Below are 14,536 nucleotides of genomic sequence, written 5' to 3'. Positions count from 1 at the left end.
TAGCGCCGCGATGTGCACGAAATCTGCACGACGATGGAGGCTGTCATGGCGTTTGTCACGGACAAGGAAGAGCTGAAACCCGGACTGGTCATCTTCCGGCGGGGCGATTTGCAGACCCGGGATTGGTATTGTCGAGTCCGACTGCCGAAGGCGACGCGCTACAAGACCATCGCCTTAAAGACGCCGGACATCACGACGGCGCGTACCCTAGCCTACGACCACGAAAGCGAAGTCCGCTTTGCGTTGAAGCGAAATCTGCCGGTGTTCAACCGTCCATTTTCGGCGGTGGCGAAGGACTACATCGCAGAGCAGAGACTGCGCGCGCAGCGCGGCGAGATCACGCCGGGCCGGGTGAAGCTCATCGAGTCGGTCGTGAAGAACCAGCTCAATCCCTATGTCGGCAAGATCCAGATCGACCTCATCGCTCTGGACCGCTGGCAGAACTATCCGTCCTGGCGACGGTCGCTCGGTCAGGGGCGGATGACGCGCCATGGCAATGTGCGACCGATGACGGACGCCGAACGCGATGCTGCCAAGGCCCTCGCCGATGACAAGGCGAAGCAGAAAGGGGGCGCGGTCGGCAAGCAAACGGCGGAGACCCCGGAGCCCGAGAACACGGACTGGATCATCGTCAGTGACGCGACCATTCGCTTCGAGATGAAGATCTACCGCGCCATCATCAATGACGCCGTTTCCAAACAGGAGGCCCCGCCTCATCACCGGATCGAAGGCATGCCGTCGCTTGAGAAGCAGCGCCGGGATGCGTTCTCGCTGGAGGAATACCGCCGCCTCCATACCCACGCCCGCACCAAGTGGGTCGATGCCGCGAAGACCGAAACCGCCCGCTGGTACCGGGCCATGGTTTATCAATTCGTCCTGATCATGTGCAACACCGGCATGCGGCCTTCAGAGGCGCGTAACCTGCGTTGGCGCGACGTGATGGAGGCGACTGACAAGAACGGTCAGCCGGTGACGGTGTTGTCCGTGCGTGGCAAGGGCAAGTCCCGCCAGCTTGTCGCGCCGAGCAGCAATGTCGGGAAATATCTGGACCGCATCCGCGCCATCGCGGTGAGCACCGCGCCAGAAGCTCCGGTGTTCAGCAGCGCCACCGGCGCAGAGGAACGCACCCTCTACAAGGCCTTCATCGCGGACCTGCTGGACCACGCGAACCTGCGGGTCGGTCCATCCGGCATTCTGCGCTCGACCTATTCGTTCCGGCACACCTACGCCACCATCCGCCTGACCGAAGGCGTCAGTGAACTGCTGCTGGCCGAGCAGATGGGAACGTCGGTGCAGATGATCCAAGAGCATTACGGCCATGTGGACACCATCAAGCATGCCGACCTCGTGTTGCAGGGCATGAGCGACTGGGAGCCGCAGGAGCCAACCTGGCGCGCCATGCGGGATCTTCGCGGGTCTGAACGCGGTGCCGAGCTGGCGGGTGCTATCCGCCGCGAATCGCGGGTGCGGCATGATCCGATCTTGAAGGCCGACCGGTTGGTGAAGGATTGGAAGCGGCTGGAAACGCAGCATGACCGGCTGGACGGGTGGCGGCACAGAGGCGAACGCCAACGCGTGGAGGCGCGCATGAAGGCGATGGCGGGCACGCTGAAGCGCGATCCGCAGCTGGCATCGCTGGTGCGGTCGCGGGCGCAGGACTTGGGAATGGGCCAGAGTTCGACCCTCGGTCGGGTGATCTCGGCGCGTAGCGTGCAGCAGGCGACCCAGCAGATCGGGCGGGACTTGCATCGGGGCCTGTCGTTGTAACGAAGTCAGGAGGCGAGGATGGCGGAGGATCAAGCGGGCGACCCGGCCCAGGCGTTCGAGGACCTGCGGGCCGAGGTCTCGGTGCTGCGCCGCGCTATCGAGGGCCTTCCAGCGGCGATCCGGGAGAAGCGGCCGCCTGACTACAGTCAGGATCTCGCGATACTCGGCAAGGGTCTCGACGAGATCGGTCAGTCGTTGGAGACGGTGCTGGCCTCGCCTGCGCTTAACCTCACGCCCGAGCAGCAGGGCCAAGGTATCGCGAGGGCGGGTTCGGCGCTGGTGCGGGAGGCGGCGCAGAGGCTGGACCGCGCCGCGCAGGAGGCGGAGCGCGAGCGGTCGCGGCTCTCCGGCCTCATCGGTCAGGCCTGGGCGAAGGATAGGCAGGTCCGGTTGCTGGGCTGGATCGGGGGCGTGGCGTTCGCGGTCGGGCTGTTGCTTTCGCCGATCCTCGCCGGCGTCTTGCCGTTCGGGCTGAACACGCGGGTGGCGGCTCTGGTGATGCGGGAGGATCGCTGGACGGCGGGCGGAGCGTTAATGCGGGCGGCGAATCCGATGGGCTGGGGTCGTATCGTCGCGGACGCCCGGCTTGCCGACGAGAACCGGGACGCCCTTGAGACGTGCCGGGCGGCGGCGATCGACAGCGGGAAGGTGCAGCGGTGCACGGTGACGGTGGCGCCGCCGAAGGATTCGGTAGCAGACCGCTACCAGAGTAGCAGCCTAGTGCTGCCACCCATGATCTCTTAGGGGCTTAGCAGAAGTCTGCTTCGGGCATTGATGATCATGACTGACATCGACCCATTGCGGACCTGCACGTTAGCTACACTCCCAGGCACAGGCCGTCAGCCGAAGATCAATCTCCCTGCGAGAGCGCCAGACGCAATAAGTAGCGGCGCCGCCCACTTCCCTTTCGCCAGCCACGCCGCTGCCAGTGCTGTTAGGAAAATGAGGGCAGCGCCCCAAAGGATCGGCGCACGTTCAGCCGTTGACCACGTCAGCTGGAGACAGGTCGCGCCAATGATTCCAACCACGGCCGCTGCGACCCCAGCTAACACGCGGTGCAGCGCCGGGTTGTCCACCACGGCTTCCAACCGTTCGAACAGTATCAGGGAGAAGGCGAAGGCCGGCAGGAAGATGCCCGCTGTCACCGCCAAGGCTCCGGTCCAACCGCCTGCGACATAGCCGGCGAAAGTACCGAAAATCACCAGTGGCGCGGGCAACACTCCAGCCAAGGCGACACCGTCGAGAAAGGCGCCGTCGGACAGCCATCCCCGTCCCACGGTATCGGCACGAACGTAGGGAATGGCTGTGTAGGCCCCGCCAAAGGTCAGAAGCCCGCCCTTGAGACCTGCAACAAACAGATCAAGCGTTCCCGCTTCAGTGATAGGGCCGTTGACCTTGATAGCCGCAGTCATCCCGACTGAGTGCAGGATGACAGATAGCGCAACGGCGACCATACCGACGCCCAAAGCGATCCAGGGTCGTCCGCTGAACCCGTAGATCAGGCCTCCAGCGACGAGCGGTATCCAGAACGGCGCGCCGATGAGGCTGGACGCAAAGCCGAGGCCTGCCAGCAACCACAGCATTCGGTCTTCAAGGACGTGCCGCCCGATCCGCTGCACCGCCCTGATGATGAGCGCCACCACGACGATCTGAACCCCGAGCAGCGCACCGGTCCAGACAGCGCGACCGGCGACCAAGACGTCATAGGCCCATGCCGCCAGCATCATAAGGATAAAGCCCGGCAACATGAACCCGAGGCCCGCTAGAACGCCGCCTATGCGGCCACGCGCCAACATCCCCATGTGTACGCAAAGCTCATGCGCTTCTGGACCGGGAAGCGCCTGCATTACCGCCAGCAGGCGGTTAAACCGTGCACTGGAAATCCATCGCTCATGCTCAACGAGCTGGTGTCGGATCATGGCGATCTGCGCGACAGGCCCGCCGAATGCCAGGACGCCGAAGTGCAGAAATTTCAGGAACAGGGCGATGAGCGTAAGGCGAGGAGCAATCGCTTCTTCCCGTGCAGCGGCCATCACCTTGCTCCTATCTCCAAGCACGCGCGGCGCGACAGCGGGCCGCTCGCTATGTGTCAGGCAGACCTTAGAAGGAAGGCCCAAGGTCGTCGTGGGACGATTTCCGCTAACCCCCCCGTAGACGACATAACGGAGGTCTGCTTCCAGCGGCGTCTAACTAAGTCATCATCCTTCAAGTCCGCGTTTTAGGCGCACTCCCGGCCCCGACTCGCTTGTCCCTTCCAGGAAGGTGACCCCAGCGGTTTCAAGAGCCAGCTGAACAGCTTCGACATTAGCGGCAGAGCTACGCCCCGGACCGAGCTGGCTCTCCATACGCACGATGGTGGGCAGCGAGAGGCCCGACGCCTTCGCCAACGAAGGCTGGCTCCAACCGAGGAGGGCGCGCGCGGCCTTGATTTGTGGGGATGTCAGCACAGCAATGATGATTTTATTATCATGAAAGACTATTTTATATTGACGCGGCACTTGCCTTCGGCGATTATAAAATAATCATAGTTGATTGGAAGGCATTAGTCATGGGCTCGCGTCGAAAGACGGGCATCGAGGACGCGCGCCTGCCTGCACTTTCCAGGCGCGCGCTCATCGCCGGCACATCGGCCGTTGCGTTTGGGGCGGCCAATCCGGCTGCCGCTTCCGCTGCCCTGCTTCCCGCCGCCGATGCCGCTTCGGACGTAGCGACGCGGCGGTGCAGAAACTGGCTGGCCGTCGATGCCCAGATAGAGCGTCTCCAGACCCGTTGGGCGAAACTGGAAGGCTGGCTGATCCGGGAGCATTCGTGGTGCAACCTCACGCCGACTGAACAGCAGGCTTTGCCATGGTCCAAAGAGCTTCGCGACATAGACGGCATCTTGACCACGCTATTCGACAAGCGTGAGCGTCTTCTAGAGGCGATCCCTGATTCAAGCGCGGCGACCTTGGAGGCGATCGTTGCGCGGCTGGCAGTCGTTGAGCGTCTGATCTGGCCCGAGGACCATCCGGAGGCCCACGCAATGATCACGAGATCGCGGATGGACCTCATCGCGATCTCCCAAGGAACTTCCATGAACTTGTTGAACGCCTAGCCGGAAGGCGATCGACGACGTGCTGCTAATGATCGAGCCATCATCGGAATCGACTGGAGGACGAGCGGATGACAACGCCAAAGTCCCGGCCAAAACGCGGACGTGCAAGAAGCTCTGCGGATGTCCTTAAGGCGGCGATCCTGCGACTGCCTACCAACCTTCGCGACGTGTTCGTTCTCCATCGTTTCGGGGGGCTCACCTACGGCGAGATCGGATCGCAACTTGGGATAGCCCCGGACGCTGCGGAGGCGGCATTTGCTACCGCACTGGCTCGCCTCGCGCGGGCGGTCAGGATTTCCGAGGAGTGATGCTCCGCCATTTTCTGGAGTTGAAGCCCACTCGGCTGATAACCAGCGGCCAGATACGCGGCGGCCATTGAGCCGTAGCGACGGTAGATCGTGTAGGTGCTGGGCGTACCGTAAGCGTCCAGTATCTCACGCGACAGGCTGCCATGCTCGGCAAAGGCCCGTTTCAGGTGCTGGTGCAAATCGTCCATCGAATATCTCGGCTTGCCTCGGCCGTGACGGTTCATGTCGCCCTTAAAAAGGTGATGGTTCGCAAACTTGGCCGGCACGGGCAGGTTCAGTAGATCGCGAATGACCGGCATAGGGCCGACTTGCCGGTAGTAAACGCCGGGGCTCCATCGGCCGAAGCGTCGAATGAGGCCCTGACTGATGTAGCCATGGTCGGCGCCAACGCGCCGCAGATCGGCGAGCGCGGCTTTAAAAGCAACAGGAGTTCGGTTGCGCTGGCGCTTTCGTTGTGCAGCCTCGAAGACATCCTTTGTCACGATTGGGGGAACGCCGTCATCCACGACGATCCAGTCGGCGCGAGGCAGGGCGCCCCCAGACTTGACGCCGACTGGTCTGGAGTAACGCCCGCCGATGAGTTTGCCGATGTAGGCCTGGTTATCGAGGATGTACCGCACTCGTCTGGCTGACCAATCACCCCACTCAGCATTCACGTCCTGATCTGCCGTCAGTTTTCGCGCGACGCTCACAGTGGTCGCCTTCGGACGAAGATAGAGCGCGAATATTCGACGCACGAACTCCACCTCGGCGTCCGGTCCCAGGATGAGCTTGGTTCGCACACCTTGCTGTTTACGGACGAACGAACCCGATGGTGCGGCGAGCATCGTGCCATCACTGCGCGTGAATATCCGCCGCAAGCCGAGCGGAGCCCGCCCTCCGGTCCAGAATCCTTGGGCCAATAGTCCACGCTGAGCGCGTGTCACCTTCTCGGAAAGGTCATGGCTGTACTGTCCCGCCATGGTCCGTTTGATATGCTTCATCAGTTGCGACATCGGACTGCCGTCGTTTTTAAAACCGTCAGCGCAATAGAGGACAGGTACGCCCGCCTGAACGCACATGAACTCGTAGTAGGCGGCCTGGTCGGAATTTTGGAACCGGCCCCATCGGCTGACGTCGTAAACAAGGACGCAGGTGAACCCGCTGTCCCCTGAAAGCACGTCGGCTAAAAGGGCTTTTAGACCGTCTCTGTTACGGAGAGAGACCCCACTCACGGCGGCGTCTTCGTAAGTCCGAACGATCTGCATCCCATGTTCGACCGCAAAGGCCTCGTTGGTCGCCTTCTGGAACGTGGGTGAGTATTCTTGTCGCTCAGTCGACATTCGCACGTACTGCGCTGCTTTAATCGGCGAGGCCTGCATGTTCATCTCCCGCAATATCTGATGGATCTGAACATCAGCACTCGGACGACTTTTGATTGTCAAAGCGAGTTAGAGTGGATGGTTGGGCTTAGGCCGCCCTGGCGATCTCATTCCATTCGGACGGTCGCCCTAGCGCAACAGGCTTGGGGCTTTGCCGTGCGCGCACCGTTCGCCCGCTTGGGTATTTCAGGCACTGAAGTTCATGGCGATCTGCGCTGGGGCGCAGGAGGGCTTTAGGCTGCGCCACGAGCTTCCGACGCTGCCAGAGATCTCGTCCCTCTCGGGTGACAATCCCTATCGCAAGAGACTTGGGGCGTCGCCCCCGGCGCACTCCGAAGAGCCTTCCGCCCAGCTTCTCTCGCGATGCTCGTTGCAGCCGGGTCCCCGCGAAGCCTCCCGCTACGTTTGCTCCCCCAGTCTCGCCGACGGGCAAGGGTTCAGTACGAACCCAAACTCCAGAGGCGGATATGAAGAATGACTATTCAATAACTCGGACACGCTGGAATGGCATCGAGATCGAAATCCGGTGGAACGCCGACTATCTGGTCTATGACGACCGAACCCATATGGCCCATCTGGAAGTGGTGAGCGTGTCACCCGAGCGAGCGCCATTGCCGATCACCGAGACCGGCTACAGGTCGCATTTCACGCCCAAGGCGGCGATGGATGGTTACGAAAGTGCGGAAGCCTTCGTGGAGGCGTGGCTCGATCAGGCTTCGCGTTCGCCTGAATGGACGGCCTTTGAGGAAGCGAGCAGGCAGCTCTCGCTGTTCTAGGCGGGCGGAATGGTTGCGGTTGGCGCGGACGCCCACCGTTCCCGTCACTCCTTTGGCTGGCGAGACTTCCGCGCGTTGGGCGCAGGAGCGGCTGCGGCGGCCTTCGCCTGGTGCCATATCGAGCCCAACCGCTGACGCTGACAGCAGCCCAAACCAGTGGACGCCGCCAGCGACTCCAGCCATCTTTTGTGGGCAACGTGCAGAATTATCTACACGAACTCTACACGGCACTTCTCTCCGATAAGATTATTCTGTTTTACAGAGAGTTAAGCGGGATCAAGGAGCCTATACTTCTCCCCATGGGGGAGAAGGTGGGGCCGGAGGCCCCGGATGAGGGGTATCTATCCGCATCGAAACGGCGAGGGCGAGGTTGTGGAAGCTGCCCCCTCATCCGTCTCGCTTCGCGAGCCACCTTCTCCCCCGAGGGGAGAAGGACTTTCAAAGGCGTTTGAACGCCTTGCCGCTCGCGTCGAACAGGTGCGCCTGTTTCGCGGGGACGTGCAGCGTCAGTCGCTCGCCGGCCTTGGCGCGCAGTTCGCCGGCCAACTGAACCGTCAGCGTGTCTTCGGTCGCCGGGTGCTTCAGGTGCGCCATGGTCGTCGCGCCCAGGGTTTCGACGAACATGACCTCGGCGTTCAACGCATCGCCGTCGCCGCCTAGGGTCAGGTGTTCAGGGCGGACGCCCAGTGTCACGGCATCGCCGGGCTTGGCCGAGGCGGCGTCCACGGCGATTCGGATCGTCTCGCCGGCCGTCGTCTTCACCGTCGCGCCGCCTGCCGACGCCTCGATGATCTCGCCCGCCAGCAGGTTCATCTTCGGGCTGCCGATGAAGCCGGCGACGAATAGGTTGGCGGGGTGGTCGTACAGGTCCATCGGCGCGCCGACCTGTTCGATCCGGCCGCCGTTCAGCACCACGATCCGGTCGGCCAGGGTCATGGCCTCGACCTGGTCGTGGGTGACGTAGATCATCGTCGTCTTCAGTTCGGCATGCAGCCGCGCGAACTCGTAGCGCATCCGCACGCGCAGGGCGGCGTCCAAGTTGGACAGGGGCTCGTCGAACAAAAAGACCTCGGGCTCGCGCACGATGGCGCGGCCGATGGCGACGCGTTGGCGCTGGCCGCCCGACATGGCCTTGGGCTTGCGGTCCAGATAGTCGGTGATGCCGAGCGCCTCGGCGGCGGCGCGGACGCGGCGGTCGATCTCGGCCTTGTCCGTCTTGGCCAGTTTCAGGCCGAAGGCCATGTTCTCATAGGCCGTCATGTGCGGGTAGAGCGCATAGGACTGAAACACCATGGCGATGCCCCTGTCCGACGGCGACAGGTCGTTGACCACGCGGTCGCCTATCCAGACCTGGCCGGTCGTCGCCTCTTCCAGCCCGGCGATGGTGCGCAGCAGGGTGGACTTGCCGCAGCCAGAGGGGCCGACGAAGACCACGAACTCGCCGTCGGCGATCTCCAGATCGACGCCCTTCAGCACCTCGACGGCGCCGAACGCCTTCTTCACGTCGACCAGACGGACGTTCGCCATGCTTCCTGCTTCCCTGAGCCATTTCTTATTTTGCCGCACCGTAACCGGTTACACCTTCGGATCAATGCCGCACGATGTCTCGTCGTCGACTGAATTTGCAAAATTGCAAAATTACGCTTTCGCAAAACCGCCGCGCTGGCTAGAAGCCGCTGCCAGACGCGGGGGAGCATCCAGATGACGCAACGCAGATTCCTGATGATGACGGCTTCTATGGCCTGGCTGGCGGATGCGGCCGCCCATGCCGAGGACCAGAAGGCGGCGCAGGTGGACGATATCGTGGTCACAGGATCGCGGATCGCCGGCGGCGACCGGATCGCGCCGGTGGAGACGGTCGGACGCGACGTCATGGAGGCGGCCGGGATCGCCGATGCGTCGCAGCTGGTGCGGCTGGTCACGGCCAACTCGGGCTCGGAGGCCCAGGTCGATCAGTTGAACCAGCCCCAGAGCTCGGGCACGGCCCAGTTCAACCTGCGCAATCTGGGCCTAGGGTCGACGCTGGTCCTGGTGGACGGTCAGCGCTGGACGACCAGCGCGGTGGTCGCCACCGACGGATCGGCCTTTGTGGACATCAACTCGCTCGTGCCGACGATCGCCTTGCAGCGGGTGGAGGTGGTCAAGGACGGAGCCTCGGCCGTCTATGGCTCGGACGCGGTGGCGGGCGTGGTCAACTTCATCACTCGCCATGACGTGGACCGGCCCGAGATCAGCGCCAAATACGCTGTGGCCGACGGGTCGGAAGAGAGCGTTGTCCAGGCCATAGGCGGGTTCGACCTGCTGGGCGGAAATCTGACGCTGGCCGCCGCGCATTTCCACCGTTCGGCCCTGGGGTCGGACGAGCGGGACTTCACCCAGGCCGAACGCTATGGCCGGGCGGCGTGGACGGCGGTGACCAGCTATGGCCAGCCCGGCTCCTATTTCCGACCCAGCCGCAACGGCTTCTCGCCCGATCCGGCGTGCGGGAATCCGGCTTTCGGCAGCGCCTACAAGAACACGCCGACGGACAGCTTCTGCCGGCTCGATTACTCCGACTTCTTCGATCTGGCGCCGGAGGAGACGCGGACGCAGCTTTTCGCCGACTATCGCCGGCCGATCGGGGACATGACCCTGTCGCTGCAAGGGGCCTGGTCATCGACCGAGACGGTGGCGCGACAATCGCCGTCCTTGCCGATCCTGGCGCAGTCGCTGACGGTTCCGGCGTCGCATCCCGACAATCCGTTCGGCGAGGCGGTGTTGTTCCGCGGGCGGCTGCTGGGGGCCGAGGCCGGGGCGTCCCAGGCCGATTTCGAATACACGACCTGGCGCCTGTCGGCCGGTCTGGACGGGCGGTTTGCCGGCGGCTGGATATGGAACCTGGCCGCGACCAGCAGCCGTCAGCACGTCGCCTATGACAAGCCGGACGCCATCGGCAGCGCATTGCAGCGGGCGCTTAACGGCTTTGGCGGGGCGGGTTGCAACCCCGCGACGGGCATGGCCGGTGTCGGGGCGTGCCAGTATTTCAACCCGTTCGGCAGCGCCTATCTGGGAACCGGCACGGCCAATAGCACGGTCCTGATCGACAGCCTGATCGGCTATACGGGCCTGCGCGGCGCGGCGACCCTGACCACGGCGGACGCCTCGACCAGCGGTCAGGCCCTGGCGTGGGACGGCGGTTCGGTCGATGTGGCGCTGGGCGCCCAATATCGGCGCAGCGGCTTCCGGCACGACTGGAGCGATCTGGTCAATGCGGGGGATCTGCTGACCGCCGGCTATTCCCCCGACTTCGAGGGGGATCAGGAGACGCTGGCCGCCTTCGGCGAGGCGCGGCTGCATCTGGGCGACCGCATCGAGGCGCAGCTGGCGGGCCGCTACGAAACCTACGACGGGGAGGGGCGGTTCAGTCCCAAGGCCGCCATCCGATGGGACGTGACCGACGCCGTGGCCGTGCGGGCGTCGTGGGGGCAGGGGTTCCGCGCGCCGTCCGTCTACGCCCAGTCCGGGGCGCAGGCGTCGCAGCCGTCGGTGTTCGACCGGGGCGCCTTCGTCTTCGTCAACACCCTGACCTCGGGCGATGCGGCGCTGGAGCCCGAGAAGTCCGAGAGCCTGAGCCTGGGCGCCGTGTGGCGGCCGCTGGACGGGCTGGAATTCAGCCTGGACGCCTGGCGCTTCGACTACACGGATCAGGTGGTCAAGGAGGCGGCCCAGGCCGTCATCGACCAGGCGGCGGCCGATACGGCGGCGGGACGGACGGGCACGCCGGCGCAAGCGCGCATCACCCGCTCGGCCAGCGGCGCCCTGACCTTCATGCAGCTGTATTTCATCAACGCCTCGTCCATCGAGACGCAAGGGCTGGACCTGGCGGCGCGCTATGGCCGCGAGCTGTGGGGCGGTCGGGCGACGGCGTCGGCGACCTGGACCTATGTGGACGCCTATGACATCCGGCTGAACGATGGTGCGGCCCAGGTTTCGGGCGTCGGATCGACCAATCTGAGCAATATCGGCCGGTCGCTGCCGCGCAATCGCGGAGAGTTCGCCCTGGGCTGGAGCGGGGGGGCGGACGCCGTGACCGCGCTGGTCCATTACACCGACGGTTATCGCAACGACCGCAGCGGGATCACCGATGCGACCATCGCCAGCCAGACCACGGCGGACGTGCTGTACAGCCGCACGATCGGCGCCGACATCGACCTGGCGGTGGGGGTGGTCAATGTGTTCGACAAGGCGCCGCCGCTGGCCCAGTTCGCCCTGGGCTATGATCCCGTGGTCGCCGACCCGCGCGGCCGGGTCTTCAGCGTGGGCCTGACCAAGCGGTTCTGAGGCGGTCGCGCGTTTGCGCGCTCAATCGGGCGGTGTATGCATCCCTCTTAGGCGGGGGCGATCCATGACGACCGAAGGCGAAACGACGCGCAAACAGGCGTTCAAGGACCTGTCCGAAGACGCCCTGGGCTTTGGCGGGGTCGAAGTGCGCACGGCGCGGGACCTGCTGATCCGCCCGCGCCTGGTGCTGCAGGCCTGGATGATCGAGGGGCCGACCGGCGGCGGGGTCTATGCCAAGCCACTGAAACTCTATCTGGCGCTGAACGCCATCCTGATGCTGGTGGTGTTCCTGCGCGGCGGCCTGGGCGGGGTGCTGGAGCAGATGCCCGCCGATCTGATGGCGTCGCTGGTGGCCCAGTCCGGCAAGTCGCGCGACGCCTTCATGTCCGACGCCGACGGCTGGATGTCCTTTCTGACCGTCCCGCTGATGGCGCCCCTCTATGCGCTGGCCGTCCTGCCGTTGGTGCGCTGGTGGGACGCCGAGGACCTGGGGTGGCGTTGCGGCTTTCGCGCCGCCTTCGCCTATCTGAACGCCTGGACCGTGCCGATGCTGCCGTTGTTCTGGTTCATATACGGCACGGGGCCGGTGGCGATGATGGGCAGCGTGGCCCTGTTCGTTCTCGGCGTCGTGGTCTTCGTGCGGATGGGCCGGGGGCGCTGGTATCGCGGGATCGCGGCCGGGATCGGCAAGGGGCTGGTGCTGCAACTGGCCATCAGCGCGATGATGGTGGTCGGAAGCCTGATGCTGGCGGCGATCGGCGTTCTGGCCGGGTTGCTGTTCTGAAGACGGAAGACGAACAAAACAGAGTGCACTGTGTGCACTTCGTCTGAAATTTTCCCCAGGCGAAATTGCACTGCACCCGGAAAAATAGTGCAAAGTGCAAGACGGTGCAATTTCGACGCGCCTGGATGTCAAAGACCGGATGACATCATACCGCACATCGCGGCCTGTATGGTCGATTGACGCTGCTGGAGGTCAGGCCGTGGGAAATGCTAGTATTTGTTCGAGACGTTAGGATGGCTGGCTTGGCGCGATGACGGCGGCCGCGCAGAGTTTCTATCGAAACACATTGTGTCGGTTAGGGCAGAAAGCGGAAGTCGCCATCGTCAGCTACGGGTGGTTAGTTGACATCACCCAGGTCCGTCCTCCCCCGTCACGAAATAGAGAAGGTTAGGAGCGCATGTCTCCAAGAGAGCTAACAGCGTCCTCATGCGATCCAATGTCAATTTGCTCGGGTCTCTTGGATGGATAGAAACTGCATCGTTGCCCTTCACCGAAAGCAGGTCGCCTCGTTCGGCGTTGCACGCGATTTCGACGCGGACAGCAAAATCTCCCACACTCTCTTTCGCCGGATCGAACTTACGAAAAGCTGATAGGCCCCGCGTCTTGAGCCATTCGTGTTGCTGATCGAGGGCCTGATCTCGCAGCGCGACCAATCTGGGCGACTTTGAAAGTATGCCTTGAAAAGCTGTTTCCAGGTCTTCTGATGCGAACACGAAGCGGGTTGGAAACGACAGATATAAATCTGCGAGGTCTATCAGCACCCCATTTGGGATTTTGGCTGCTGAAAAGGTGAGGACATCCTCTTGGCAGTCGGCATCCCATTCTACCTTCACATCTACCGGTTTGATGCCACATGAAATCAACGCATCTGCTAGGTCGCCTGTAGGGTGAGCGCCCATGGTCTCGAATTCCCTATCCTTCGCTGACGTCACTCTAAGATGGCGCTCAGAGAGACCGCAACGGGTCGATTTGCGCTACCGGCTCCCCAACACAAACGCGACATTGGCTGAGGAACAATGACCTACACCCTATATGGCATCCCCAACTGCGACACGGTCAAGAAGGCGCGGGTGTGGCTGGAGCAGAACGGGGTCGACTATGTGTTTCACGACTACAAGAAGACCGGGGCGGATGCGGGCCGGCTGGGTCAGTGGATCGATGAACATGGGTGGGAGACGGTGCTGAACCGGGCCGGGACCACGTTCAAAAAGTTGCCGGATGCCGACAAGGCGGGGATCGACAGGGACAAGGCCATCGCCCTGATGGTGGCGCAGCCGTCGATGATCAAACGGCCGGTGCTGGATATCGGCGACCGTCGTCTGGTCGGCTTCAAGCCCGAGCTTTACGCGGCGGCGCTCAGATAAGGCGAAGGGTCGCCGCCACGCCGAAATGGTCGGACGGATATTCGCCGTTCGTCGCGGTGTCGCCGAACAGATAGGCCTGGACGGGCGTGAAGCCCGACCGCTCGGCGAAGATGTGGTCGATGACGCGGTTCGGGTGGCCCTTGGCCGGATTCAGGGTGGTGGCGACCGATCCGCGCGGCAGGGCGCTGAAGAAGCGCGGGCCGGTCAGGACGGACAGACCGGAATCCTCCTGGGTCGCGTTGAAATCGCCCATGACGACCAGCGGGGCGCCGTCGTGGGGCAGCCAGTCCAGCAGCGACGCGATCTGGCTGGCGCGCACCGGGCCGGCGTCCTCCTGCCAGGCCAGATGGGTGACGACGACGTCGACGGGGCGACCCTGGACCGAGACGCGCAGACGCAGGGCGGTGCGATAGTCGTCCAGCGGCTCCAGCCGGATCGACGCCTCGGCCAGGACGGGCAGGCGGGTCAGAAGGGCGTTGCCGTAGCGGCGGGGCGCGCCCTCCGGGTCGGTCGAGACGAACGCGACGCAATAGCCGCCCAGTTCGCGGGCCAGCATTTCGGCCTGATTCTCAAGCCCGACCGCGGCGTCCTGCAATACCTCCTGAAGGGCGATGACGTCGGCGTCCTGCGCCTTCAGCGCCGCGATCAACAGCGGACGGCGCACGGTCCAGTCGCCCTGATCGTGCCAGATGTTGAAGGTGGCGAGCTTCAGCCCCGCGCTGGGGCGGGCCGCCGGGGCGGTGGCGCAGGCCGCCAGCGGCG

Annotated in this window: 14 protein-coding genes; 8 read left to right on the top strand and 6 right to left on the bottom strand. The window is 63.8% G+C overall.

Annotated elements, in window-relative coordinates; genetic code table 11:
• The first annotated feature begins 45 nt into the window (after positions 1 to 45).
• Both RTU05_RS01285 and RTU05_RS01280 read left to right on the top strand, forming a co-directional pair.
• Entirely contained in the window at positions 46 to 1,767 is a 1,722-nt protein-coding gene (locus tag RTU05_RS01285; RefSeq protein WP_312595055.1) for a tyrosine-type recombinase/integrase, read from the top strand.
• Between the two features lie 18 nt (positions 1,768 to 1,785).
• Positions 1,786 to 2,511, top strand: coding sequence for a DUF6118 family protein (locus RTU05_RS01280; protein ID WP_248119130.1), 726 nt, complete (start codon positions 1,786 to 1,788; stop codon positions 2,509 to 2,511).
• A gap of 95 nt (positions 2,512 to 2,606) precedes the next feature.
• Here RTU05_RS01280 and chrA read toward each other — a convergent pair whose 3' ends face one another.
• Positions 2,607 to 3,800 carry a chromate efflux transporter gene (gene chrA, locus RTU05_RS01275; RefSeq protein WP_312595051.1) on the bottom strand — a complete coding sequence of 398 codons (1,194 nt, stop codon included), beginning with the start codon at positions 3,798 to 3,800 and terminating at the stop codon, positions 2,607 to 2,609.
• Positions 3,801 to 3,965: 165 nt separating this feature from the next.
• Positions 3,966 to 4,265, bottom strand: coding sequence for a helix-turn-helix transcriptional regulator (locus RTU05_RS01270; protein WP_312595049.1), 300 nt, complete (start codon positions 4,263 to 4,265; stop codon positions 3,966 to 3,968).
• A 50-nt stretch (positions 4,266 to 4,315) separates the two neighbouring features.
• Here RTU05_RS01270 and RTU05_RS01265 point away from each other — a divergent pair, with 50 nt between their 5' ends.
• On the top strand, positions 4,316 to 4,861 hold the full coding sequence (locus RTU05_RS01265) for a helicase (protein WP_248119127.1): 546 nt from the start codon (positions 4,316 to 4,318) through the stop codon (positions 4,859 to 4,861).
• 68 nt (positions 4,862 to 4,929) lie between these two features.
• Positions 4,930 to 5,169, top strand: a complete 240-nt coding sequence (locus tag RTU05_RS18245; protein WP_409411579.1) for an RNA polymerase sigma factor — start codon at positions 4,930 to 4,932, stop codon at positions 5,167 to 5,169.
• Here RTU05_RS18245 and RTU05_RS01260 read toward each other — a convergent pair.
• Positions 5,061 to 6,530 carry a recombinase family protein gene (locus RTU05_RS01260; protein ID WP_312595047.1) on the bottom strand — a complete coding sequence of 490 codons (1,470 nt, stop codon included), beginning with the start codon at positions 6,528 to 6,530 and terminating at the stop codon, positions 5,061 to 5,063. The two genes, RTU05_RS18245 and RTU05_RS01260, sit on opposite strands and share 109 nt — an antisense overlap.
• Positions 6,531 to 6,997: 467 nt before the next feature.
• On the opposite strand from RTU05_RS01260, the gene RTU05_RS01255 reads away from it, so the two are divergent.
• A complete protein-coding gene (locus RTU05_RS01255) occupies positions 6,998 to 7,306 on the top strand; it encodes a hypothetical protein (RefSeq protein ID WP_312595045.1) in 309 nt (102 codons plus the stop codon).
• Positions 7,307 to 7,744: 438 nt separating this feature from the next.
• Here the strand turns inward: RTU05_RS01255 and RTU05_RS01250 are convergent, their stop codons facing one another.
• The gene (locus tag RTU05_RS01250) at positions 7,745 to 8,833 is read right to left on the bottom strand and encodes a sn-glycerol-3-phosphate ABC transporter ATP-binding protein UgpC (protein ID WP_312595043.1); all 1,089 of its coding nucleotides are present in this window, start codon (positions 8,831 to 8,833) and stop codon (positions 7,745 to 7,747) included.
• Between the two features lie 174 nt (positions 8,834 to 9,007).
• Between RTU05_RS01250 and RTU05_RS01245 the strand changes: the two genes are divergently transcribed.
• Positions 9,008 to 11,626: a TonB-dependent receptor domain-containing protein gene (locus RTU05_RS01245; protein ID WP_312595041.1), complete on the top strand. Its 2,619-nt coding sequence runs from the start codon at positions 9,008 to 9,010 to the stop codon at positions 11,624 to 11,626.
• 64 nt (positions 11,627 to 11,690) lie between these two features.
• Complete coding sequence (locus RTU05_RS01240) at positions 11,691 to 12,410, top strand: hypothetical protein (RefSeq protein ID WP_312595038.1); 720 nt, start codon at positions 11,691 to 11,693, stop codon at positions 12,408 to 12,410.
• Between the two features lie 347 nt (positions 12,411 to 12,757).
• On the opposite strand, the gene RTU05_RS01235 is transcribed toward RTU05_RS01240, so the two are convergent.
• Positions 12,758 to 13,309 carry a hypothetical protein gene (locus tag RTU05_RS01235; RefSeq protein WP_312595036.1) on the bottom strand — a complete coding sequence of 184 codons (552 nt, stop codon included), beginning with the start codon at positions 13,307 to 13,309 and terminating at the stop codon, positions 12,758 to 12,760.
• A gap of 117 nt (positions 13,310 to 13,426) precedes the next feature.
• Between RTU05_RS01235 and RTU05_RS01230 the strand changes: the two genes are divergently transcribed.
• Positions 13,427 to 13,774, top strand: coding sequence for an ArsC family reductase (locus RTU05_RS01230; protein ID WP_312595034.1), 348 nt, complete (start codon positions 13,427 to 13,429; stop codon positions 13,772 to 13,774).
• Here the strand turns inward: RTU05_RS01230 and RTU05_RS01225 are convergent.
• The coding region (locus RTU05_RS01225) for an endonuclease/exonuclease/phosphatase family protein (RefSeq protein WP_312595032.1) at positions 13,767 to 14,536 on the bottom strand (770 nt) is incomplete at its 5' end. The genes RTU05_RS01230 and RTU05_RS01225 overlap by 8 nt on opposite strands.

The sequence above is a fragment of the Brevundimonas sp. genome (genome assembly GCF_032017145.1).
In the GTDB taxonomy this organism is placed as follows: domain Bacteria; phylum Pseudomonadota; class Alphaproteobacteria; order Caulobacterales; family Caulobacteraceae; genus Brevundimonas.
The sequence above is the reverse complement of the archived record's forward strand: the minus strand, read 5'-3'. Positions and strand labels throughout refer to the sequence as shown.